Raw genomic sequence first — 23,463 nt, 5'->3', positions numbered from 1 at the left:
TTTAGCGCGAAAGCGGCGCGCGCGCTCGACGCGCGCCTGCAACGTATCCGCCCCGCATCTGACAATCGTTGACAGATGCGCGGCCGAAGATTCCTTATAGTGCATTCCAGAGCGCGCTGCAGTGTGCGCGCCGATTCTGCTTCCGACGCACATATGTCCATGGCACGCAGGAAGCGAATCCGGAGTGCTTGCCCCCATTAAGCGCTCCGTAGCCCTGAGCGGACATCCATGCGGCTGTGCACCGGCCCCGTGTGGATGTCCGCTGATTTTTTTCTGCCGCGCCTCTTCCGCCGATTCCCGACCGTTGTTCCTACTGGCGCCTGCCGCGCGCGACTTCGTCGCCGGCGCCGGGCGGCAGCCGCCGGGTGATCGGAATCGACGCGAACGAGCACAGCCCGACCACGACGAACGCGGGCCAGAAATCCGACCACACCATCGTCTTGTGCCCCTGCGCCCAATGCGACAGATGCAGCACGAGCCCCGCGACGGTGACGCCCAGGCCGAGCGACATCTGCTGCACGACGCTGCCGAGGCTGGTCGCGCGGCCCGCGTCGCGCGGCGAGATGTCCGCATAGATCATCGAGTTCAGGCTCGTGAACTGCAGCGCGGGGAAGATGCCGCCGACGAGCACGATCAGCCAGATCGCCCAGGTCGCCATGCCGGGATGGAACACGCCGTACGCGGCGATCGCGAGCCCCGCGAAGGCCGCGTTGTAGATCAGCACCGTGCGGAAGCCGAAGCGACGCAGCGTATGGGTGGCCGTCGAGCGGCTCATCGCACCGCCGAACGCGGACGCGCACGTGATGAGCCCCGAATGGAACGCGCTCATGCCGAGCCCCTCCTGCAGTGCGAGCGGCAGCAGGAACGGCACCGCGCCGAGGCCGATGCGGAACAGCGACCCGCCGACGACGCTCGCGTGATACGTCGGGATCTTGAGGAAGCTGAGGTCGAGCACCGGGCGTTCCTTGCGGCGCGCGTACGGCACGTAGAGCGCGAGCAGGACGGTGCCGGCCACGCACATGACGAGCGCGTTCGCGCGTGACGTGAGCGCGCCGTCGATCAGCGTGAGGCCCATCAGCAGCAGCGCGGCACCGCTGGCCGACAGCAGGAAGCCGAACCAGTCGAGCGGGCCCGGATCGGGCTCGTGCGTGTTCGCGATGTGCTTGCTCGCGAGGTAGATCCCGTAGATGCCGATCGGGACGTTGATGAAGAAGATCATCCGCCAGTGCAGGTAGGTCGTGATGAAGCCGCCGACGAGCGGCCCGACCGTGGGCCCGAACAGCGCGGGAATCGCGAGGTAGTTCATCGCGCGCACGAGATCCGAGCGCGGCACTGCGCGGAAAATGATGATGCGGCCGACGGGCACCATCATCGCGCCGCCGACGCCCTGGATGAAGCGCGCGAACGTGAGCACGCCGAGCGAACTGGATGCCGCGCACATCAGCGAGCCGACGACGAAGATGCCGATCGCGGTGCGGAACACGGAGCGTGCGCTGAAGCGGTCGGCCAGCCAGCCGCAGATCGGAATGAATACACCGAGCCCGACCACATAGGCCGTGATCGCAATGTTCAACGTGACGGGGCTGTGCCCGAAGTCCCTCGCCATCGCGGGCAGCGCGGTGACGATGATGTTCGCGTCGACGCTTTCCATGAACAACGCACAGGCAACGATGAGCGGTGCTAGAAAGACGGGCGACATGGGCTGGGCGCGCGGTAAAGACGCCATTATGCACCGTTTGCTCCCGGCGCGTCACGCGCGGCAACGGTTGTTCCGAATGTTGCAACAGTTGTTCCTTCGGCGCGGCGCGCGGAAGAGACGACTTTGCGCGCGCGCCGATGGTTGCGCGGTCATCGAACGTCCCCCGAATATCCCGTTTGACGGTGTGGAAATCGCGTTTCTAGAATGTGAGCATCGACTCGCATTCTCAATCCGCCTCCGCGCCATGTCCCGCACGCCTGCCCGAACGCCGCTCGCTCCTCGCAAATCGCCGCGCCAGCAGCGCTCGGCGGCCACCGTCGACGCAATCGTCGAGGCGGCCGCGCGCATTCTCGAGCGCGACGGCTTCGACGGCTACACGACCAACGCGATCGCCGCGCATGCGGGCGTCAGCATCGGCTCGCTCTATCAGTACTTCCCGAATCGCGACGCGTTGACCGCCGCGCTCGCCGAACGCGAAAGCGCGGCGCTGCTCGACGACGTCGCGCGCGCGGCGTCGTTGCCGTCGTGCGATGCGATCCTGCATGCGCTGGTGCGCGCGGCGGTCGCGCATCAGTTGCGCCGTCCGGCGCTCGCGCGGCTGATCGACTTCGAGGAGGCGCGCCTGCCGCTCGGCGCGCAGGCGCAGCGGGTCACGGACCGCATCCATGCGGCGGTGCTGCTCGCGTTCGGCCGGGACGACGCGCCGCGGCTCGCGGCGCCGGAAGTCGTCGCGCACGATCTGCTCGCGATGATCAAGGGCCTCGTCGACGCGGCGGGCCAGCGCGGCGAGACCGATGCGGCCGCGCTCGACGCGCGCGTGTGGCGCGCGGTGCGCGGCTATCTGCGCGAATGACACGAATGGCACGAACCGGGTGACGCGTCGCTTGCATGACGCGCGCGTTTCGTGCGAAAGTCGGGCGCACATAACGACGCGCTTCGATCGACGGCCATCGAATCGGACGCACCGCGCGAACGAGACCTCGTGCCGACCCACTCACCATCGAAAGGAGGGGACACGTCATGACGTCACGTCGTGCCGCACCGATTGCATCATCGCCGCTCGCGCCGCCGGCGCGGCGCATCCGCTGGGCCGCCGCGCTGGCCGTTATGTATCTCGCCGTTGCCGGCTGCGCCGCGCAGGCCGACAACGCGAACCGGGCCGCCGTCCAGTCCGTATTGCCGGCGGCGAATGCGGTGCTGCCGCCGCCGAGCCAGCTCTACGGCGACCTGTTCGTCGCGGTGCAGACCGCGCAGATCTATCCCGACCAGAAGACCTTCGTCGACGCCACGCCCGACAGCGATCCCGCGACGATCCTGCAGTTGTATCAGCAACAGAAATCGCAGCCGGGCTTCTCGCTGAAGGCGTTCGTCGGCCAGCATTTCACGCCGCCCCCGGAAGGCGGCGTGACACCGCCGCCGAACCAGACGCTGCGCCAGCACATCGACTGGCTGTGGCCGCAACTCACGCGGTCGAGCACGACGGTGCCGCCGTACAGTTCGCTGATCCCGCTGCCGAAGCCGTATGTCGTGCCGGGCGGCCGCTTCCGCGAAGGCTACTACTGGGATACCTATTTCACGATGCTCGGGCTGCAGGTGTCGGGCCGCGAGGATCTCGTCGACGACATGCTCGACAACTTCGCCCACCTGATCGACACGATCGGGCACATCCCGAACGGCAATCGCACGTACTACGCGAGCCGCTCGCAGCCGCCGTTCTTCGCATACATGGTCACGCTCGCCGCACAGGCCGAAGGCGACAAGGTCTACCAGAAATACCTGCCGGAACTGCGCAAGGAGCACGCGTACTGGATGCAGGGCGAAACCACGACGCCGCGCGGGCAGGCCGCGCGCAATGTGGTCGCGATGCCCGACGGCGCGGTGCTGAACCGCTACTGGGATGCGAGCGATACGCCGCGCGACGAGTCGTATCTCGAGGACGTGACGACCGCGAAGTCGGCGCCGGGGCGTCCGGCGAACGAGGTCTACCGCGACCTGCGCGCGGGTGCCGAAAGCGGCTGGGACTACAGCTCGCGCTGGTTCGGCGACGGCAAGACGCTCGCGACGATCCGTACGACGTCGATCGTGCCGGTCGACCTGAACAGCCTGATGTTCCATCTCGAGACGACGATCGTGAAGGGCTGCACGGTCGCGCGCGACGTGGCCTGCGTGACCGATTTTTCCGGGCGCGCGGCGCGGCGTGCGGCCGCGATCAACCGCTATCTGTGGAACCGTCGCGGCTACTACGGCGACTACGACTGGCAGCTGCGCAAGCCGCGCGACGCCGTGACGGCCGCCGCGCTGTATCCGCTGTTCGCGGGCGTGGCGTGGCCCGAGCGCGCGAAGGCGACCGCGCGCGAGGTGCGCAAGACGCTGCTGCAGCCGGGCGGCCTCGCGACGACCACCGAGAACACGGGGCAGCAGTGGGACGCGCCGAACGGCTGGGCGCCGCTGCAGTGGATCGCGATCGACGGGCTGCGGCGCTACGGCGAACCGGCGCTCGCGAAGGACATCGGCACGCGTTTCCTGTCCGACGTGAAGCACGTGTATGCGACCGAAGGCAAGCTCGTCGAGAAGTACGTGGTCGAAGGCGCCGGCACGGGCGGCGGCGGGGGCGGCGAATATCCGCTGCAGGACGGCTTCGGCTGGACCAACGGCGTCACGCTGAAGCTGCTCGGGCTGTACGGGGAGTGACGCGCGGCACGGGCCACGCGCTCGCATCGCGAGAGAAACGCACGGGCCGGACTGTCGCGCGAGCGGCCGTCCGGCCCGTGTTTGCATCCGGCGTGCGTCAGAACGTGATCGTCGTGCGCACGCCCACCACCGTTTCGTCCCCGATGCGTGCCCCGGCCGCGTTCGGGTTCGGGATGCCGCCGCCCGGACGGAAGAAGTGCTGCAGGTCGGCCTGCCATTGCCACCACGGCGTGACCTGGTACTGGTAGGTCGCCTCGACGACCGTCTCCGCACGGCGCACCGGATAGTCGGGTGTCGTGTACGCGCCGGTGTCGCCGTCGAGGCCGCGCGCATGCGAGCCGATCTTCGCGTAGCCGACCGCGAGCCCCGCGACGTCGTTGTCGCGTCCCTTGAACGGCGCCTTCAGCGTCACGCCAGCGTTGGCGGCGAAATCGACGATATTGCGATCGCCCGGCGCACCCATCACGCGCGCGAACACGCCGACCGAGCGCGGGCTGTCGGCCGAGGGCCGCCACACCATCTGGTCCGCGACCGCGTAGAACCCGTAGTTGCCGCGATGCGCAGCCGGCATGCCGTTGCTCGCCGGATTCGCGAGCGACAGGCCGTCGGTGCCGTAGCGCGGATCGTTCGCATGCTGCGACTGATACCAGACGCCGAGCTTGTACGTGCCCGGCAGGCCGGCCGGCTGCGGCGCTTTCGGATCGGCGGGCGGCGCGTTCAGCGCATACTGCACTTCGCCGATCACGAATGCGCCGCTGCGCAGGTTGAAGTTGGTGCCGTGCGCGTTCAGCACCTGCGCATCGCCGTCGGTGCGGCCGGCCGGGTTGCCGTCGAACACGCCGACCATCGCGGTCCACGCATCGGCCGGCTTCACGCGCAGCCGCACGCCGAGCGACGACAGCGGATACGCGGGGCCGCCGGCCGGCAGATCGGTCGACGGCAGCACGGGCCAGCCGAACGTGGCGTTCATGAAGGTCGACGCGTTCTGGCTCACCATGAATTCCTGGTCGACGCTCTGCTGGCCGACCTTCACGTCGACCTTGTCGTCGAGCAGCGACTGCTGGTACCAGAGCTCCCACAGGCGCGTGGTCGAATTCGCCTCGATGCCGGTCGCGGTCTGCAGCGTCTGCAGATAGCGCTGCGTGAGGTTGGTGCCGTGAATCTGCAGCGCCGACACGTTGAACGTGCCGCCCGGCAGGCCGATCGCCTTGCCGGTGTCGACGTTGAAGCCGAATTGCGTGAGCCCCTGGTAGGCGCCGCCGCGCCCCGTGCCGCCCGACGTGTTGTACAGGTACTCGCTGGTCTCCTGCAGGCTCAGCGTGATGCCGTGGTCGCCGAGCACGTCGCGCAGGCCGCCCATGTTGCCGAGCAGGTTCGAGCGTTCCCGCAAGCCGGTGGGAGCGGGCGCGGCGGCGGCCGGCTCGGCTGCGGGCGATGCGGGTTGCGCGAACGCGGGCGCGGCCGCAAGCGACAGCAGCAGCGTCGCGCACGCATGGAGACGGGTCTTGCGCGGAGTGGGCTCGAAGTGGTTTTTCATGCGAGTCTCATTGAATGATTGATTAGTTTGGCTAATGGAATGAACCGGTGACGCGAGCGAGGCGATGCGCTTACGGCAGCCAGCCGCCGATGCGCCACACCTGCGCGAAGCCGAGGCGCGGCGCGGCCGAGCACAGCAGCGCGACCATCGCCACGGCGGCGGCCATGCCGCCGAGCACGACGCAGTCGGATGCGCGGGCCGGGAGCAGCGCGTCCGCGAGCGCGGCGCCGCGCCAATTGCTGGCGGCGTGCGCGAGCGGCGACAGCGCCGAGACGAGCGAGCGATTGCAAGCGACGTGCACGTATCGCTTGAGCCTGACCGAGAACGATTGAAGAAACATGACGCTGCCTCCGTCCGGTCCGGCGAAGGCCGGACGACGTGATGGATCCCGGGCGCGCGCGGTGCGGCCTGCGATCGGCGTTTGAAACTTGACGGAGCGTGCAACGGACGAACCGGCGATGGCCGGCCCGGGAGGAAGCGCGCTAACCCGACGAATGCGAGCTAGCGGCGTAAGACATGCGTCTGCCGGCTATCTCGCGATGGCTTGGCCGGCCTGGACCGGCATCGAACTGCAACTAGAGCATGTGTCCACGAAGGGACTCCCGTGATGAATTGCGGCGGATTGTATTCGCGTCGTTTGCTGCAGCGCAAGTAAAAATCGCACAAAAGCTTGCATGCGTTGCGCGCACGTCGCGGCGGCGGGCAAGGGTCGTTTCAACGCGTGCGAGCCACCCGCGCGGTTGCCCGGCGCCGTTGCGCCTGCGCATCGGCCGGGAAGCATTCGCGCCTACGCTGAAAGGTTCGGGCGCGCGATTTCGAGGGCGAGTCTTTCAGCGCCCGAGCCCCGGAAATATTTTTCCGATAACGGGGATTCCAGGGGTTGACTTCACTTTCGGGCCGTCCATAGAATCCGGCATCTTCACTCTTGGGGCCGCCGCCTTGGACGCCTGCAGTAGTCGATCTTCGAACGAAATTTCCGCCTGAGCGACCGACGTCCGCGCCTCATCGAAGCCGCCGTTTGTCCCCCGGGCAAACGGTGCGCGCAGCAGTATTCCGCAGCAAATTCCTACGTGCACCCTGATTCGCGCCAGTAACGCGTGATGCCGTCGCGCATGCGCTATCTGGTTTCACCGCCGCCTGGCAGGCGGCCGCGCTCGCGCACGCCTTTCGCAGGCATGCGCACGCGGTGTCCCGCATGCAGGACGGCGGTCAACCGTGTTCTCCGGAACACCGCACAGGAGCCGCCATGAACGACAGTGACAGTTGTCCCTTATGCCCGTTGCAAGCACAGACCCTTTTGAACCCGGGTCGCAGGGACAATCCGGCCGACTAGCCTGACACGTCGTTCAGGCCCCGGACTGGCCCCGCGCCCACCACGCGGCCGGCACGCCTGCCGTCGCCGCACGGAGCCAGACCATGAACTTCGGCCTTCTGCTGTCGAATCTCCCGCACGTCACGGAATCGCGTTCGAACTACGACGCGATGCTGTCGCTCGATACCCATCAGCCGGTATTCGTCCGCCTGTTGAACCGGCTGAAATCGTTGATCCACTGAAAGAAGCGCCGAGCGCGTCTCGGCATGCGCACGCGCGGCTGCCGCCACGCAGCTGCGGCTCATGCCAAGGTTGCACGCTTGACAGATAACCATGAGCCGTACGGAACACATCATGTCCACGCCATCCAACGTTTCTCCACCGATCGCCGTCGAACGCAGCGCCGTGCTCGACGATGCCCACCTGGGCGACATCCGCGGTGCGCTCGGTACGATCGCGCATCACGACACCGGCACGCGCGGCTCGTGGTGGGCGCGCCTGCGCACGCTGCTCGCGATCATCGGCCCGGGCCTCATCGTGATGGTGGGCGACAACGACGCCGGCGCATTCGGGACCTACACGCAGGCCGGCCAGAACTACGGCACGACGCTGCTGTGGACGCTGCTGCTGCTCGTACCTGTGCTGTACGTGAACCAGGAAATGGTGCTGCGCCTCGGCGCGGTGACGGGCGTCGGCCATGCGCGGCTGATCTTCGAGCGCTTCGGCAAGTTCTGGGGCGCGTTCAGCGTGATCGACCTGTTCCTGCTCAATGCGCTCACCATCGTCACCGAGTTCATCGGCATCACGTTCGTACTCGATTTCTTCGGGCTGCCGAAGGTTGCCGGCGTGTGCGTGGCCGCGGCGCTGACCATGGCCGCGGTGAGTACCGGGGATTTCAGGCGCTTCGAGCGGTTCGCGATCGGGCTGTGCGTGCTGAGCCTGCTGCTCGTGCCGGTGCTCGTGTCGATCCATCCGCCCGCCGCGCAGATGACGCGCGATTTCTTCGTGCCGAACTGGCCCGCGCACGCGAAGCTGTCGGACGTGATGCTGCTCGTGATCGGCATCGTCGGCACGACCGTCGCGCCGTGGCAACTGTTCTTCCAGCAGAGCTACGTGATCGACAAGCGCATCACGCCGCGCTTCATGAAGTATGAAAAGGCCGACCTGTGGATCGGCATCGTGTTCGTGCTGATCGGTGCGGTCGCGATGATCGGCTTCAGCGCCGCGCTGTTCAACGGGCATCCGGAAGCCGGCAACTTCACCGACGCGGGCGGCATCATCGCGGGTCTCGAGAAGTATGCGGGCCGCACGAGCGCAACGCTGTTCGCGGTGGCGCTGCTCGACGCGTGCATCATCGGCGCCGCGGCCGTGTCGCTGTCGACGGCCTATGCAATCGGCGACGTGTTCAAGATCCGCCACTCGCTGCACCGCGGCGTGTCCGATGCGAAGGGTTTCTATCTCGTGTATTTCGGCATCGTCGCGGCCGCGGCCACGCTCGTGCTGATTCCGGGCAGCCCGCTCGGCCTGCTGACGGAAGCGGTGCAGACGCTCGCGGGCGTGCTGCTGCCGAGCGCGACGGTGTTCCTGCTGGTGCTGTGCAACGACCGCCAGGTGCTCGGCCCGTGGGTCAACTCGACGAAGCTCAACGTGTTCACCGGTGCGGTGATCTGGGTGCTCGTGCTGCTGTCGATCATCCTCACGGCGTCGGTGATGTATCCGGACATCAGCGGCGAAGCGATCGTCGACGTGCTGGTCGGCGGCACCGTGCTCGCGATCACGGGCTATATCGCGACGGTATTGATCCGCCGCAACAAGCGCGTGGTCGAACCGGCCATCGATCGCACGCTGCGCGACACGTGGCGCATGCCGCCGCTCGATACGCTCGAGCCGCAGAACATGACGGTTGCAACGCGAGTCTGGATGGCCGTGCTGCGCGGCTATCTCGTGATCGCGGTCGGTCTCGTGATCGTCAAGGTGGTGCAGATGACGCTGCTCAGGTAACGCCGCATCCGGCTCAGATCAATTCGAGCTTCGACGTCAGGTACGTGAGCTGGATCCGGTTCGCGACGCCGAAGCGCTTGCGCAGCTTGCGCAGGTGATAGTCGACGTTGTGCGCGCTGGTGTCGAGGCGCCGGCCGATCTCCTTGTCGGATGCGCCTTCGGCGATGCCGAGCAGCAGTTCCTGCTCGAACGGCGTGAGCCCGTTCACCGCGCGCTCGCGCGACGTCGAGATCAGCTGCGGCGACGCGAACTTGTGCACCGACAGCCCGATCGACAGCGCCTGCTCGATCGTCGCCGGCGTGATCCATTCGCGCGTGCGGCGCGGCGCGGTGAAGCTCATGAACGCATGCAGCCGCGTGCCGGGCACGGCCATCGAATACATGATGCCGCTGCACATCCCGTCGTCCTGCATCGTCTGCAGGAAGCCGTCGAGCGCGCCGGACGGCACGCTCGCGCCGTCGACGCGTTGCCGGTGCTGGCGGCGCAGTTGCTGCAGGTCCCACACGATCGGCATGTTGCACACGCGTGCGCCGAGCGTGCGCGGATCGACGTCGTGATGGTGGTGGCGCACATAGTCGCCGCGATAGGTGGACGGTGTGAATGCTTCGTGCAGGTAAAGACTTTCGACGCGCTCGTGCGCGAATTCGAGCGCGAAGTACGCGAATGTCGAGAAACCCGTCAGGTGCAGCAGGCTTGCGACGATCCGGCTGCGCTCGGCCGTGCTCTGCGCGTGCGCGAGCGTATCGGCGACGCCGAGTTTCGGCGCGTGCGGCTGCGTGACGTCGCCGCGCTTCACGTCGTCGCACCAGACGACCTGCACGGGGCGGGGGCGCTGCGCGCCGTCGCGGCACGCCAGGTCGCCTGACGGCAATGGAAATTGTGGGGCGACCGCTTCTTCATGCAATGCAATGTCGGACATGTGCCATCCCTCGGAATCGACGCGCACCGCCGCGGCGGCCGCATCGTGAATGGCCGGTCGCGGCATTGCGATCGAAGCATTGTTGTTCATGGGCGCCGATCGACATCCCGATTCAGCGCGGGGGCATTGTACAAAAACGCCTGTGTACGCGTAATATGCCGTAATACTAATCGCGTCGAATATTTCATGCAGAGGCGCGAAGACGGATCGTAAAGAAACCATAAAGAAAAGACCAAGTCGTGACGGGGCTGCTGGATTCACAACATTGAGAAAATGGGCGGGCTCCTCATGACATATGCTGACGGCGCACCACGCGTCGAGTGGTTTTCGCAGGCCGACCTGGCGGCCGCCTTCGCCGGTTCGGCCGAATGGCAGGCGGCGAGCCGGGAGGTTTTTACCGTCGTTCAATCGGCGTCCGGTAAATCCGACCCGGGCGCATTCGATTTCGCGTTATGCCATGCGCGCTTGCGGCAAATCGGTTTCAGCACGCTCGGTTACGGCGCGTTCGAAATGATCGGGCGGCGCATCCTGTGCGCGCACCTGCTTCGCGACCTCGCCCCCGCGACGTTCATGCAGCCGTTTTTCGAAGGCATGCTCTACGAGAGCGACCCGCGGTTCGCGCAGGTGCGGCAGAGCGGCTTTCCGGTCGCGTGGCAGCTCGGCGAGATCGAGGCGGCCGCGCAGGGCAGCGGCGACCGCAAGATGCTGGCGCTCGCCGGCCATCTGCGTGCGCACGCGATGAACAGCGGCGTGCTGTTCGGCCTGTCGGCGCCGCGCCTCGACCTGCGGGTCGCGGTGAACGTGACATCGGAGACGCACGGCACCGAATGGATCGACGATCGCGTGATCGGCGGCGCGCTGTCGGTCAGCCTCGCGGTGCATCGTGTCGCGCTGCCGTTCCTCGAGGCGCGCATCGCGCGCATGCGCGGCTTCGCGCTCGGCGACGAGCAACAGCAGGTGCTCGACCGGCTCGTGCACGGGCTGTCCGACCAGGAGATCGCGAGCGCGCTGCGCACGTCGCTGCACAAGGTCGGTCACCATATCCGCTCGCTCGAAAAGCTCTTCAACGTGCAGAACCGCGCGCAGCTCGCCTATCTGGCGGCCCGCCGGCTGCGCGCGTAGCATCGATCGCGGCGATGCGCAGGCCGGCGGATCGGCGTCGAGCAGGATGCCGGCGGCGATGGGAGCGGTTTCGGCCGCGCGCATTCGAGCCGTCCGCGAGGGTTTCGTAGTCCGATTCGTCCGTCCCTGAAAAACCGCCTTCGACGCTACGAGGCGGGTCCGTTTTTCCGCGGTACCGCATCGCTACACTCGTCGCATTCAATGCACCGCGCGGCGCGGGGGGCCGCGGTTGCCCCGTTCGCGCGCGATACCGAGAGGGCGACGACACGATGGCAGAACCGAAGGCGCTTCCCCGCGACTGGCAGCGGATGTTTTCCGCCGGCCGCGGCGTGTCCGGTCGTCGCCTCGGCGCGTCGCCGCGCGCGGACCTGTTCCTCGCCGCGTTCATCGTCGCGGTCGTCGCGCTGTTCATCCTGCCGCTGCCGCAGATCGCGCTCGACGGGATGATCTCGCTGAATCTCGCGGTGAGCGTCGTGCTGCTGACGGTGTCGACCTACGTGCCTTCGGCGGTCAGCTTCTCGTCGTTTCCGGCGCTGCTGCTGTTTACGACGCTGTTCCGGCTCGCGCTGAACATCGCGTCGTGCAAGCTGATCCTGCTGCACGCGAACGCCGGCCACGTGATCGACGCGTTCGGCCGGCTCGTCGTCGGCAACAACGTCGTCGTGGGCGGCGTCGTGTTCCTCGTGATCGCCGTCGTGCAGTTCATCGTGATCGCGAAGGGTTCGGAGCGGGTCGCCGAAGTCGGCGCGCGCTTCTCGCTCGACGCGATGCCGGGCAAGCAGATGAGCATCGACGCGGACCTGCGCGCGGGCATCATCAGCGCCGACGAGGCGCGCGAGCGCCGCGAGAAGCTCGAGCAGGAATCGCAGATGCATGGCGCGATGGACGGCGCGATGAAGTTCGTCAAGGGCGACGCGATCGCGGGGCTCGTGATCGCGTTCATCAACATCGTCGCGGGGATCGCGGTGGGCACGCTGATGCACGGGATGGGCATCGGCGACGCGCTGCAACGCTACGCGATCCTGACGGTCGGCGACGGGATGGCGTCGCAGATCCCGTCGCTGCTCGTGTCGATCGCGGCGGGCATCGTGACGACGCGCGTCGCGACGCGCGATGCGCGGCAGCGCCAGCTCGGCGAGCAGCTGGGCGAACAGCTCGGCGCGCATCCGCGCGCGCTCCTGATCGCGGCGCTCGTGCTGGCCGGCTTTCTGGTGGTGCCCGGCTTCCCGAAATGGTCGTTCGCGCTGATCGCGGCCGGGCTCGGCGCGTTCGCGTTCACGCAGCTCAAGCGCAAGACCGCCGCGCCGAGCTTCAACCTGATACACGTCGCGGGGCGCGTCGGCGCGGCCGACGACGGGCAGCCGGCGAAGGCGGCGCACGCGGCCGGCGTCACGTCGCTGATCGCGGTGTCGCTGTCCGACGACCTGCGCACGAGCCTGAACCTCGCGCAGCTGCAGACGGCGCTGGCGAGCGCGAAGGCGCGCGTCGACGCGGACGTCGGCACGGTGTTTCCGCGCCTCACGCTGAACGACGACGAAGGCGCGGCCGCCGGCACGTACCGGATCTATCTGCAGGACGTGCTCGCCGCGAGCGGCGCGCTGAAGCCCGGCTGGCTGCTGTGGGACGGCGCGTCGCCGCTGCCGGAGCGCGCGGAGCGCCAGCCGGCCGAGGCGTTCGGGCCGTTCCCGACCGCGCTGTGGATCAAGCCCGACGGCGCGGCGCCGGACGCCAAATGGCTGACGAGCGAAGCCGCGCTCGCCGCGCACGTCGAGCAGATCGTGCGCCGGCACGCGGACGAGCTGCTCGGCATCCAGGAAACGCAGGCGCTGGTGCATCTCGTGCGGCGCGACCACCCGGAACTCGTCGGCGAGCTGACGCGGCTCGTGCCGCTGCAGCGCGTCACCGACGTGCTGCGCCGGCTGCTCGCCGAGCAGGTGCCGATCCGCAACCTGCGCGTGATTTTCGAGAGCCTGATCACGTGGGCGCCGAACGAGCCCGACGACGTGGTCGCGCTGGTCGAGCTGGTGCGCGTCGACCTGCGCCGGATGATCACCGACCGCCACGCGGGCGCGGCGCGCCAGCTGCGCGTCGTGCTGTTCGAGCAGAACCTGCAGGAGCGCATCGAGAGCGCGGTGATGCGCACCAAGCAGGGCAATTTCCTCGCGCTGTCGAGCGCGGTGAAGCAGGACATCTGCGAACAGGTGCGCGCGATCGTGCAGGCCGCGGGCGCGAACGGCCCGCACGGCGCGGCGCGGCTCGCGGTGATGGTCGCGCTCGGCGCGCGCCGCTACGTGAAGACGATCCTGCAGCCGGTGCTGCCCGAACTCGCGGTGCTGTCGTACCAGGAGGTCGAGGAGGACGTGCAGCTGCACACGATCGGCTGGGTGAAGAACCCGCCCGACGACGGCACGGTCGGCGCGGGCGCCGAGGTGCGCGCGCCGGGAGCCGCGCGATGACGGGCTCGACGATTCTCGATCTCACCCGGCAGGCGCTGATGCTGGTGCTGCTGCTGTCGCTGCCGATCGTCGCGATCGCGACGGTCACGGGCCTCGTCGTCGCGATCCTGCAGGCGGTCACGCAGGTGCAGGACGCCAACCTCGGCATGGCGGTGCGGCTGATCGCCGTGATGGTCGCGCTCGTGCTGCTGTCGGGCTGGCTCGGCGGCGAGGTGCTGCGCTTCGCGCAGCAGGCGCTGGAACGCATGTTCGTTTCTTCCACAGGAGTCTTTTGATGCGCCGACGCGTCGCTTCGGTCTGGTTCCAATCCCGCGGCCTGCAGCGGGCCGCACTCGCGCTGTGCGCGACGGCGCTGCTGTCGGCGTCGCTTTGCATGACGCTCGCGCAGCCCGCGCGCGCAGCGGATCTGCGCTGGCGCAACAAGCCGTTCACGATCGTCGCGAACGGCAAGAAGATCGCCGATTTCATCCGCGAGCTGGCGGCGTCGCAGGGCGTGACGGCGGTCGTCGATCCGAAGGTGGACGGCGTGATCAGCGGCCGCTTCTCCGGCACGCCGCAGCAGACGCTCGACACGATCTGCTCGACCTACGGGCTCACGTGGTACTACGACGGCTCGTTCCTGTACGTCGATCCCGCCGACCAGTCGCAGACGCAGATGATCCCGATCCCGCCGAACGCGGCCGGCGAGATCGGCCGCGCGCTGCAGGCGATGCAGGTGGCCGACAAGCGCTTCACGCTCGTGATCAACGACCGCGCGAACAGCGTGTACGTAGCGGGGCCGCGCCGCTACGTCGAGCTCGTGCGGCAGGCGATCGGCACGGTCGGCGACCCGGCGGCGAACGGCCAGCACGCGGACGTTCGCGCGTTCCGGCTGAAGTACGGCTGGGCGTCCGACGTCACGATCAACCGCTCGGGCAGGGAAGTGGTGGTGCCGGGCGTCGCGACGATCCTGCGCCGGCTGTTCGGCAAGGGCGGCGGCGGGACGAATCTCGTGCCGGCGAGCGCGCCGCTCGGCCAGGCGGCGCGCCAGGTGAAGCTCGGCTCGGGCCTGACGATCGCGGTGCCGCGCCTCGATTTCCCGGACATTTCCGGCGGCCCGCGCTCGGGCGGCTACGGCGGCGCTTACGCGAGCGACGGGGCCGGCGCGTTCTCGCCGTTCGCGAACGCGGGCGGCGGCGACACGCTGCCGCAGATCGAGGCCGATCCGGCGATCAACGCGGTGATCGTGCGCGACCTGCCGGAGAACATGTACCGCTACCAGTCGCTGATCGGCCAGCTCGACGAGCGGCCGCGCATCGTCGAGATCAACGTGACGATCATCGACATCAACGAGGATTCGCTCGACAGTCTCGGCATCGACTGGCGCCTGCACACCAAGCACGGCGACGTGCAGATCGGCAACGGCGCGAACCCGCTGACCGGCAACACGCAGTTCGGCGGCGCCGGCAATCCGCCGCTGACGTTCGGCATCGACACCAGCGAGGCGGGCCAGATCGGCGCGTTCATGCCGACCGGCATCGCGCTCACCGCGTCGATCGGCGGCTCGCTGCGCAACTACCTGCTGACACGCGTGAACGCGCTCGCGCAGAAGGGGCAGGCGCAGCTCCACTCGAAGCCGAAGGTGCTCGCGCTCGACAACACCGAGGCGATCCTCGAGAACCTCACGCAGTTCTACGTGCAGGTGCAGGGCTACCAGGATTCGTCGCTGTACAGCGTGACGACCGGCACGAGCATCAAGGTGACGCCGATGATCGTCGACGAAGCCGCGCGGGCCGCGGCGGCCGGCAACCCGCAGAGCGTGATGATGTCGATCGACATCCAGGACGGCAACATCGTGCCGGGCCAGGCCGTGTCGAATGTGCCGGTGATCCAGCAGCGCAACATCGTCACGAAGACGATGATCGACGAGGGCAAGAGCCTGCTGATCGCGGGCTTCAACGACGACGAGGTGCGGCTGAACAAGAGCGGCGTGCCGTGGCTGTCGGACATCCCGCTGATTGGCAACCTGTTCAAGTACACCGACAAGACCGGCAACCACATGGAGCGCTTCTATCTGCTGACGCCGCGCGTGGTCACGACCGCGTCGATGTATGCGCCGGACGGCTCGCCGGTGAATCCGGGGCTCGCCGTGCCGCCGAATCCCGACGGGCTGTCGATGTATCGCCCGCCGGACAACGACGTCGCGGTGCCGCTGACGCCGAAGCCGCTGCCCGGCACGAAGTTCGGCCCGCCCGCGTTGCCGCCGCCGAAGGACGCGGCGGCGCAGCCGGCGCTGACCGCAGGAGCGCCAGCCCATGTCGACGACCGCCATTGATCCGCACGGCGACGGCGCGTTGCCCGGCGGCGCGGCCGCGCTCGCGTCGCCGTGGAACCTGTGCTTTCTCAGCGGGCCGATGTACGGCCGCACGATGTCGCTCGCGCGCGGCGCGAACTGGATCGGCACGTCGGCCGACTGCGAAGTGATCCTGCCCGATCGCGAGATCGGCGCGAAACAGGTGTGCCTGCAGGTCGGCGCGCTCGCGGTGACCGTGCAGAACCACGGTGGGGACGCGCTCGCGCCGGTGCTGTTCAACGACGCGCCGCTCGGCGCGAGCCGCCGCTCGCTGACGCCGCAGGACGTGGTGACGATCGGCACGATCAGGCTCGGCATCGCGCGGCATGCGCAGGCGAGCGTCGCGGTGCCCGACGAGACCGGCGCGCCGGAGGCCGCGCGCGAAGCGGCGTGGCTCGGCTGGCTCACGGGCGGGCTGCGCCGGCTCGGCAGCCGGCGGCTCGTGATCGCGGTCGTCGCGCTGTGGGTCGGCGTGCTGCTCGGCGCGCTCGGCTACGGGCTCGTCGCATGGTCCGGCCGGCTGCCGTGGCAGCACGAGTCGGTGCTCGCGCGCACGCACCGGCTGCAGCGGCTGCTGCATGCGTATCCGGAGCTGGCCGTGTCGCCGCGCGACGACGGCGCGCTCGTGTCCGGCTACGTGAGCGACGCGGCCGCGCGCGAGCGCGTCGCGCAGATCGTCGCGGGCGTGGACAACGCGGCGCTCGGCAATCTGTACGTGGTGAGCGACCTCGTCGCGACCGCGCAGACCTATTTCAGCGACACGGCGCTGACGGTGACCTATCTCGGCCGCGGCCGGATCGAGCTGACGGGCGCGGCCGCGCGCGCGCAGATCGAGCCGCGGATCCGCAACTACATGAAGGATGCGCGTCCGGCGCTCGAGGTCGTCGATCACGTGCGCGACGCGGAGGCCGCCGCGCCGCGCACGACGGCCACGCTCGGCGGCTCGGCCGGGATTCCCGAGATCACGACCGTGTTCGCCGGCGACGGCGACCAGCGCTACATCGAGACCGTGGACGGCAGCCGCTATTTCGAGGGCGCGAAGCTGAAGGAAGGGCCGACCGTCGTGTCGATCGGCGCGGACGAAGTGGTGTTCGAGCGTAACGGCCAGCGCATCACGATGCCGCTCGGCGTCGCGCCGGCGCCGCCCGTGCCGCCCGTGCAGCCGGTAGCGAGCGGCGCCGCGGCCGGCGTCGCGCAGCCGGTGCCGGGGCCGGCGCTGCTGCCGGACGCGAATGCGCCGGCACCGGCGAGCGGGGCGGCGCGCTAGGGCCGCAGGAAATCAGGCGCGGCGCGCGGGTGCGCGCCGCGCGGCAAACGCGAGACGTCGCCGTGGGGCGGCGGCTCACGTCGCCGGCGGGGCATGGGGCTGCCGCCGGAATGTGGGTGAACTTCACGTAAAGGAGCGAAGCATGGGTGCCTCGACAGGTGGTGTGACCAATACGGGCGATGTCCAGAAACAGGCGGACGACCTGACCAAGACGCAGCTGGAGCTGACGAAGATCAACTTCCAGGTTCAGCAGTCGACCGCGACGTTCGAAACCAGCAACGCAGTGACCGCGCAGGAAGGGACGGCGAACGCCCAGGTTGCGCAACACCTGAGTTCCGCCGGCCGCGCATGACGCCGGGCGCCGGCGCCGGCCGGCGCGGCGTGCGCGCGTGCCGGCCGGCCCGTTCCGGCGCGCGCGGCGCGCGCGGTCCATGCGGTCAGATATGCAGCAAGGAGAACAGACCATGTCAGTGACAGGCGTAAGTGTCGCGCCGGGCGCGGCCGCGCTCGCGAGCGGCGCGCAGCAGCAGGCGGGCGCGGCGTCCGATCCGGCGCAGGTGCGGCAGTTCGATGCGCTGATGCAGCCGGGCGCGTCGCCGGGCGCTGCAGCGTCGGCGGCGTCGGCGGCGCCGGCGAGCGTGCCGTCCGACGCGGCGCCGGCAGTGCGGATGACGCCCGCGCAGGCGAACCATTCGTCGCTCGTCGAGCGGCTGCGCACGTACGGCAACGACCTCGACGCGCGCTACGCGAACATCGACAAGCATCGCACCGAGATGCTGACGTCGATGGCGGACAACCGCAGCGATCCGCTGATGACGATGGTGAAGGCGATGGACTTCCAGTGGACGGCGACCACCACGATATCCGAATACCAGTTGAGCCTGTCGGTCGCACAGGCGGCGAACGGCTTCACGCACACGGTGCTGAAGACGCAGGAGTGACGCACCGCGGCGCGCGCGGCGGGAGCGCGGCGCGCGCCGGAAACATGGACGCAAACGCGGACAAACGATGACGACGATCGATTCGACGCCGCGCGCTGCCGCGTGGCGCAGCCGGGCGGCGCGTGCGCTGCTCGCGGGCCTGCTCGTGCTGCTCGCCGGCTGCCAGAAGGAGCTGTACTCGGGCCTGTCGGAGGCCGACGCGAACCAGATGATCGCGGTGCTCGGCGACGCGGGCATCGGCGCGTCGAAGGACAACGACGCGCGCGACACGTCGGACCGCGACGCGTGGCAGGTCAGCGTCGCCGACGGCGACCTGCACGCGGCGCTCACGGTGCTGCGCGCGAACGGACTGCCGAAGCCGCGCCATGCGAGCCTCGGCGAGCTGTTCCAGAAGCAGGGGCTGGTGTCGACGCCGGCCGAGGAGCGCGTGCGCTACCTGTACGGCGTGTCGCAGGACCTGTCGCGCACGCTGCAGGACATCGAGGGCGTGGTGGTCGCGCGCGTGCAGGTCGTGATTCCCGAGAACGACCCGCTCGCGGACAAGATCCGGCCGTCGTCGGCCGCGGTCTACATCCGCTACCGGCCCGGCGTCGACCTGCGCGCGATGGCGCCGATGGTCAAGGATCTCGTCGCGCACAGCATCGAGGGGCTGCAGTACGACAACGTGTCGCTGTTCCTGCAGCCGGCCGCCGAACGCGCGGCGCGCGTCGACGGCATCGGCAGCGCGCTGGCCGACATCGTGCGGCTGCGCTCGCCGCTCGGCTGGCTCGTGTTCGCGTTGATCCTGCTGACCGGCGCGGTGATCGCGCTGTCGGCCGCGCGGCGCGGGATGTTCGGCGCGCGGCTCGCTGGCCTGCTCGGCGTGGCGCGCGGCGCGCAGGCGAACGCGAACGGCGGCGCGGGCGGCGGTTCGCTGCGCACGCCGGACGGCGCGCGCGACGGCGCATGAGCGATCCGCGCACGTTTGTGGCGGCCGGCGATCCGGCGGCAGGCGATCCTGCGGCCGGCGATCCGGCGGCAGGCGACCCTGCGCCCGGCGCCGCGCCGCTGCCGTGGCTGCAGCCGCTCGCGCCGCCGCCCGCGGCGCGCCGCGCCGCGTTCCACCGGCTCGTATGCGACTTCAACCTGCGTCCCGACCGTTATCTGCACGTGACGCGCGTGCCGGCCGACTGGCCCGCGCGCTACCGGTCGCCGGACGCGTTCGGCCCGGCCGGGCAAAAGCTGGTCGCGCGCCACTTGCTCGACGCGCACGACGTGGCCGGCCGCCACGACTTTGACGCCGCGAACCCGTGCGCGCGGCTCGCGCTGCTGCCCGGCGCGGCGCTCGAGCAGCTTGCTTCCTATGCGGGGCTGCTGCTGCATCGCGCATGGCTGCGCGACGCGCTGGCCGGGCGGCGCATTCGCGCGGAAGTCGCGGCGCGGCTCGGCGGCGATGCGCTCGAACTCGTGCTCGAACGCGCGCCGGAATTCGGTGCGCTCGCCGAAACGCTCGAACCGTGGCGCGCCGATCCCGCCGCGCTGCCGGTCGTGATCCGCGCGCGCGGCGGGCGGCTGCTCGCGGATTTCATCGGCGTGGCCGGCGACGCGGTCGCGCGGCGCGTGCGCCTGAAATTCAACCGCGCGATCGACGACGAGGCGCCGTACTGGCTGAACCGCGCGCAGCGCGACCAGTTCGGCGAACTGCTGTTCCTGTTTCTGATTCCCGAGAGGCTTGCGTCATGGGACTGGCTTTTCTGATCACGAGCGACAACCTGCAGCTGCTGTCGGAGCGCAAGGTGCTGAAGGAGCGCGAATACGCGGCGCTGCTCGACGCGTCCGCGGTGATCGCGACCGCGCATGAAGAGGCGGCGCGCATCGTCGCCGACGCGCAGCGCGAATTCGACAGGCGCCAGGCGGCCGGCTACGACGAAGGCATGCGCCGCGCGCAGCGCGAGCAGGCCGCGCAGGCCTACACGCAGGCGCTCGCCGCCACGCGCACGATGGAGACGATGAAGGATGCGATGGCCGATATCGTCGTGAAGGCCGTGCGCGCGATCGTCGGCGAGATGAGCACGCAGAAGCTGTACGAGGCCGCGCTTACGCGGATCGCGCCGCTCGTGCGCGACGAGGCGTTCCTGGTCGTGCACGTCGCGCCCGGCCGCAAGGACGAGATGAGCGACGCGCTCGACGGCGCGTTTGCCGGGCAGTCGAACCGGCAGAAGATCCGCATCGTCGAGGACGCGCAGCTCGAACGCCACGCGTGCACGGTCGAGACGCCGTCCGGCCGGATCGACGCGAGCCTCGACCTGCAGATCGACGCGCTGCGCCAGGCAATCCGCCGCGATGCGCTGACGGGCGCCGCGCGATGAACGCGCCGCTCGACGATCAGCAATCTTCCGGCGACGACGACGGCGCAACGTTCGATCGCGGCCGCCTCGTCGGCGAGCTCGACGCGGGGCTCGCGTTCTTCTCGCCGGTGTCGGTGCAGGGGCGCGTCAATCACGCGGTCGGGCAGATCCTGAACGCGACGGGCATCCGTGCGCGGCTCGGCGAGATCTGCGAGCTGCGCACGCCGAACCAGCCGACGCTGCTCGCGGAGGTGGTCGGCTTCTCGCGGCAGACGACGTTGCTCACGCCGCTCGGCGATGTCGCCGGGCTGTCGCCGGAGACGACCGTCGTGCCGTCCGGGCGCGAGCATGTGTTTCCGGTGGGCGAAGGGCTGTTCGGCCGTGTGCTCGACGGGCTCGGCCGGCCGCTCGACGACCGCGGGCCCGTGACGGGCGCCGCGTGGGTATCGACGCAGCAGGATCCGCCGAATCCGCTCGCACGCAAGATGATCGACACGCCGTTTCCGACCGGCGTGCGCGTGATCGACGGCCTGATGACGCTCGGCGTCGGGCAGCGCGTCGGCATCTTCGCGCCGTCCGGCGTCGGCAAGAGCACGCTGCTCGGGATGATCGCGCGCGGCGCGCAGGCCGACGTGAACGTGATCGCGCTCGTCGGCGAGCGTGGCCGCGAGGTGCGCGAATTCATCGAGCACAGCCTGTCGCCGGAGGTGCGCGCACGGTCGATCGTCGTCGTGTCGACGTCCGATCGCCCCGCGATGGAGCGCGTGAAATCCGCACTGGTCGCGACCGCGATCGCCGAGCATTTCCGCGATGCGGGCAAGCGCGTGTTGCTGCTCGTCGATTCGCTGACGCGGTTCGCGCGCGCGCAGCGCGAGGTCGGCCTCGCGAGCGGCGAGCCGCCGACGCGGCGCAGCTTTCCGCCGTCGACGTTCGCGGTGCTGCCGCGCCTGCTCGAACGCGCGGGCCAGGGCGCGCACGGGTCGATCACCGCGCTCTACACGGTGCTTGTCGAAGGCGACGAGGAATCGGACCCGATCGCCGAGGAAGTGCGCTCGATCCTCGACGGCCACATCGTGCTGTCGCGCAAGATCGCGCTCGCGAACCGCTATCCGGCGATCGACGTGCTCGCGAGCCTGTCGCGCGTGATGCCGCTCGTCGCGAGCCGCGCGCACCAGCATGCGGCCGCGCGCGTGCGCGAGCTGATCGCGAAGTACCAGGAGATCGAGCTGCTGGTGCAGATCGGCGAGTATCGCGAAGGCAGCGACCGGCTCGGCGATCTCGCGCTGCGGGCGCGCGACGCGATCGCCGCGTTCTGCGCGCAGGCGTCGGACGAGGACGTGCGCTTCGACGCGCTGCTCGCGAAGCTGACGAGGCTGGCGAGCGAGCATGTCTGAAGCCGACGACCGTCTCGTGCTTGCGACGCTCGCCCGCCTGAAGCGCATGCGCGAGATGCGCAGCCAGATCGCGCGCGTCGCGGCCGCGCGCCAGCAGGGCATCGCCGCGCAGAGCCGGCGCGCGCTCGCGGCTGCGCAGGCGCAGCTCGCGCAGCAGGTCGCCGCGAAAGCCGCGATCCAGACGCGGCTCGCCGACGACGTGCGCGACGCGCGTGCACTGCAGAACGCGGCGGCCGACACACGCACGTTCGACCGGCATATCGGCACCGCGCATGCGTCGGTGAGCGAGGCCGCGCACGTGCATCGCGGTCACGAAGCGACGCTCGCCGACCTGCAGCGCGCCGCGCGCAAGGCGAAGGCCGCCGAGGACAAGCTTGAGAAGGCCGGCGAGAAGGCGCTGCTTGCGCTCGCCGCGCGGGTCGAGCGCGACGCCGACGACGTCGCGGACGGCTACGCGGTGCGACGCTTCTCGACGGGCGGCACCTGGGTGGCCGGCGCGGGCGACGCGTCCGGGCATGCGTCCACGCCGACGGAGGCCGCGGCCGCGTTCGATGCGGCCATGACCGAAGCGGAAACGGGCGCCGATATCGCCGCTGAAGCCGACGCGTCCGCCGCGCCCGACGATCCCGTTCCGCCCGCCGCCGCGGAGCGCCGATGCTAGACCAGGCCGCGGGCTTCAACGACGTCGCCGGCATGCTGCGGCCGCTGCTCTACGTGATGCCGCGCCTGTTGCCGATCATGTTCGTCGTGCCGGTGTTCAACGAGCAGATCGTCACGGGCCTCGTGCGCAACGGGATCGCGGTCGTGATCGCCGCGTTCGTCGCGCCGACGATCGATGCCGCGCAGGTGGCCGCGCTGCCGTTCCTGATGTGGTGCCTGCTCGTCGCGAAGGAGGCGATGGTCGGCATGCTGCTCGCGGGGGCGTTCAGCGCGGTGCTGTTCGCGATCCAGGGCGTCGGCTACCTGATCGACTTCCAGACCGGCAGCGGCAGCGCCGCGTTCTTCGATCCGATGGGCGGGCACGAGGGCGGCCCGACCTCTGGATTCCTGAATTTCGTCGCGATCGCTCTGTTCGTCACGGCGGGCGGCTTGCAGGTGCTCGTGCAACTGCTCGCGCAGTCGTACGCATGGTGGCCGATCGGCTCGCTCGGCCCCGATTTCTCGTCGATGCTGCAGACCTTCGTGGTGCGTCAGACCGACACGATCTTCGACTGGATGGTGAAGCTCTCGGCGCCGGTCGTGATCGTGCTGGTGCTCGTCGAGCTCGGCATCGGCCTCGTCGGGCGCGCGGTGCCGCAGCTCAACATCTTCGTGTTCGCGCAGCCGGTGAAGAGTGTGCTAGCGATGCTGATGATGATGCTGTTCCTGCCGGTCGTGTATGCGTCGCTGCATGCGCTGCTGAGCCCCGACAGCGGATTGATGGCGCTGCTGCGCGCGCTGTTCGCGCCGCACGGCGCAACCTGAC

Annotated in this window: 21 protein-coding genes; 17 read left to right on the top strand and 4 right to left on the bottom strand. The window is 69.3% G+C overall.

Features of this window, described 5'->3' with window-relative positions; genetic code table 11:
* Positions 1-310: 310 nt before the first annotated feature.
* Positions 311-1,699, bottom strand: coding sequence for an MFS transporter (locus WT26_RS31000; RefSeq protein WP_069274723.1), 1,389 nt, complete (start codon positions 1,697-1,699; stop codon positions 311-313).
* Between the two features lie 244 nt (positions 1,700-1,943).
* Here WT26_RS31000 and WT26_RS30995 point away from each other — a divergent pair, with 244 nt between their 5' ends.
* The gene (locus WT26_RS30995; protein ID WP_069274722.1) at positions 1,944-2,552 is read left to right on the top strand and encodes a TetR/AcrR family transcriptional regulator; all 609 of its coding nucleotides are present in this window, start codon (positions 1,944-1,946) and stop codon (positions 2,550-2,552) included.
* A gap of 167 nt (positions 2,553-2,719) precedes the next feature.
* Entirely contained in the window at positions 2,720-4,390 is a 1,671-nt protein-coding gene (gene treA / locus WT26_RS30990) for an alpha,alpha-trehalase TreA (RefSeq protein ID WP_069274721.1), read from the top strand.
* A 97-nt stretch (positions 4,391-4,487) separates the two neighbouring features.
* On the opposite strand, the gene WT26_RS30985 is transcribed toward treA, so the two are convergent.
* Together WT26_RS30985 and WT26_RS30980 are read right to left on the bottom strand one after the other, a co-directional pair.
* Complete coding sequence (locus WT26_RS30985) at positions 4,488-5,927, bottom strand: carbohydrate porin (RefSeq protein ID WP_069274720.1); 1,440 nt, start codon at positions 5,925-5,927, stop codon at positions 4,488-4,490.
* Positions 5,928-5,997: 70 nt separating this feature from the next.
* Positions 5,998-6,267 carry a hypothetical protein gene (locus WT26_RS30980; RefSeq protein WP_069274719.1) on the bottom strand — a complete coding sequence of 90 codons (270 nt, stop codon included), beginning with the start codon at positions 6,265-6,267 and terminating at the stop codon, positions 5,998-6,000.
* A gap of 1,076 nt (positions 6,268-7,343) precedes the next feature.
* On the opposite strand from WT26_RS30980, the gene WT26_RS38190 reads away from it, so the two are divergent.
* Together WT26_RS38190 and WT26_RS30975 are read left to right on the top strand one after the other, a co-directional pair.
* Entirely contained in the window at positions 7,344-7,481 is a 138-nt protein-coding gene (locus WT26_RS38190; RefSeq protein WP_196774811.1) for a hypothetical protein, read from the top strand.
* Between the two features lie 112 nt (positions 7,482-7,593).
* Entirely contained in the window at positions 7,594-9,240 is a 1,647-nt protein-coding gene (locus WT26_RS30975) for an Nramp family divalent metal transporter (RefSeq protein WP_069275207.1), read from the top strand.
* Between the two features lie 13 nt (positions 9,241-9,253).
* Here WT26_RS30975 and WT26_RS30970 read toward each other — a convergent pair whose 3' ends face one another.
* Positions 9,254-10,159: a helix-turn-helix transcriptional regulator gene (locus WT26_RS30970; RefSeq protein ID WP_069275206.1), complete on the bottom strand. Its 906-nt coding sequence runs from the start codon at positions 10,157-10,159 to the stop codon at positions 9,254-9,256.
* A 288-nt stretch (positions 10,160-10,447) separates the two neighbouring features.
* Here WT26_RS30970 and WT26_RS30965 point away from each other — a divergent pair, with 288 nt between their 5' ends.
* The 13 genes from WT26_RS30965 to sctT all read left to right on the top strand — a co-directional run bounded on the left by WT26_RS30965 (position 10,448) and on the right by sctT (position 23,462).
* Positions 10,448-11,281 carry an autoinducer binding domain-containing protein gene (locus tag WT26_RS30965; RefSeq protein WP_069275205.1) on the top strand — a complete coding sequence of 278 codons (834 nt, stop codon included), beginning with the start codon at positions 10,448-10,450 and terminating at the stop codon, positions 11,279-11,281.
* 269 nt (positions 11,282-11,550) lie between these two features.
* A complete protein-coding gene (gene sctV / locus WT26_RS30960; protein ID WP_059635537.1) occupies positions 11,551-13,737 on the top strand; it encodes a type III secretion system export apparatus subunit SctV in 2,187 nt (728 codons plus the stop codon).
* On the top strand, positions 13,734-14,012 hold the full coding sequence (gene sctS, locus WT26_RS30955) for a type III secretion system export apparatus subunit SctS (RefSeq protein WP_010093947.1): 279 nt from the start codon (positions 13,734-13,736) through the stop codon (positions 14,010-14,012). The genes sctV and sctS overlap by 4 nt, the downstream gene beginning before the upstream one ends.
* Entirely contained in the window at positions 14,012-16,051 is a 2,040-nt protein-coding gene (sctC, locus tag WT26_RS30950; RefSeq protein WP_069271527.1) for a type III secretion system outer membrane ring subunit SctC, read from the top strand. Before sctS ends, sctC begins: the two co-directional genes overlap by 1 nt.
* Complete coding sequence (gene sctD / locus WT26_RS30945) at positions 16,032-17,336, top strand: type III secretion system inner membrane ring subunit SctD (RefSeq protein ID WP_059913249.1); 1,305 nt, start codon at positions 16,032-16,034, stop codon at positions 17,334-17,336. The genes sctC and sctD overlap by 20 nt, the downstream gene beginning before the upstream one ends.
* Positions 17,337-17,478: 142 nt before the next feature.
* Positions 17,479-17,688, top strand: a complete 210-nt coding sequence (locus tag WT26_RS30940; RefSeq protein ID WP_042588308.1) for a hypothetical protein — start codon at positions 17,479-17,481, stop codon at positions 17,686-17,688.
* Positions 17,689-17,800: 112 nt separating this feature from the next.
* Positions 17,801-18,277: a hypothetical protein gene (locus tag WT26_RS30935; RefSeq protein WP_059718558.1), complete on the top strand. Its 477-nt coding sequence runs from the start codon at positions 17,801-17,803 to the stop codon at positions 18,275-18,277.
* Positions 18,278-18,344: 67 nt separating this feature from the next.
* Complete coding sequence (sctJ, locus tag WT26_RS30930; protein WP_059626437.1) at positions 18,345-19,226, top strand: type III secretion system inner membrane ring lipoprotein SctJ; 882 nt, start codon at positions 18,345-18,347, stop codon at positions 19,224-19,226.
* Complete coding sequence (locus WT26_RS30925) at positions 19,223-20,014, top strand: SctK family type III secretion system sorting platform protein (RefSeq protein ID WP_230461661.1); 792 nt, start codon at positions 19,223-19,225, stop codon at positions 20,012-20,014. Before sctJ ends, WT26_RS30925 begins: the two co-directional genes overlap by 4 nt.
* Complete coding sequence (gene sctL / locus WT26_RS30920; RefSeq protein WP_059806397.1) at positions 19,996-20,625, top strand: type III secretion system stator protein SctL; 630 nt, start codon at positions 19,996-19,998, stop codon at positions 20,623-20,625. The genes WT26_RS30925 and sctL overlap by 19 nt, the downstream gene beginning before the upstream one ends.
* Positions 20,622-21,998 (top strand): type III secretion system ATPase SctN, encoded by a 1,377-nt coding sequence (sctN, locus tag WT26_RS30915; protein ID WP_069271526.1) that lies wholly within the window; start codon positions 20,622-20,624, stop codon positions 21,996-21,998. The genes sctL and sctN overlap by 4 nt, the downstream gene beginning before the upstream one ends.
* Entirely contained in the window at positions 21,991-22,659 is a 669-nt protein-coding gene (locus WT26_RS30910; RefSeq protein ID WP_069271525.1) for a hypothetical protein, read from the top strand. The genes sctN and WT26_RS30910 overlap by 8 nt, the downstream gene beginning before the upstream one ends.
* The gene (gene sctT / locus WT26_RS30905; RefSeq protein WP_059955071.1) at positions 22,653-23,462 is read left to right on the top strand and encodes a type III secretion system export apparatus subunit SctT; all 810 of its coding nucleotides are present in this window, start codon (positions 22,653-22,655) and stop codon (positions 23,460-23,462) included. Before WT26_RS30910 ends, sctT begins: the two co-directional genes overlap by 7 nt.
* The last annotated feature ends 1 nt before the right edge of the window (position 23,463 follow it).

Source organism: Burkholderia cepacia (assembly GCF_001718835.1).
Classification (GTDB): domain Bacteria; phylum Pseudomonadota; class Gammaproteobacteria; order Burkholderiales; family Burkholderiaceae; genus Burkholderia; species Burkholderia cepacia_F.
This window is presented reverse-complemented; position numbering and strand designations above follow the sequence as displayed.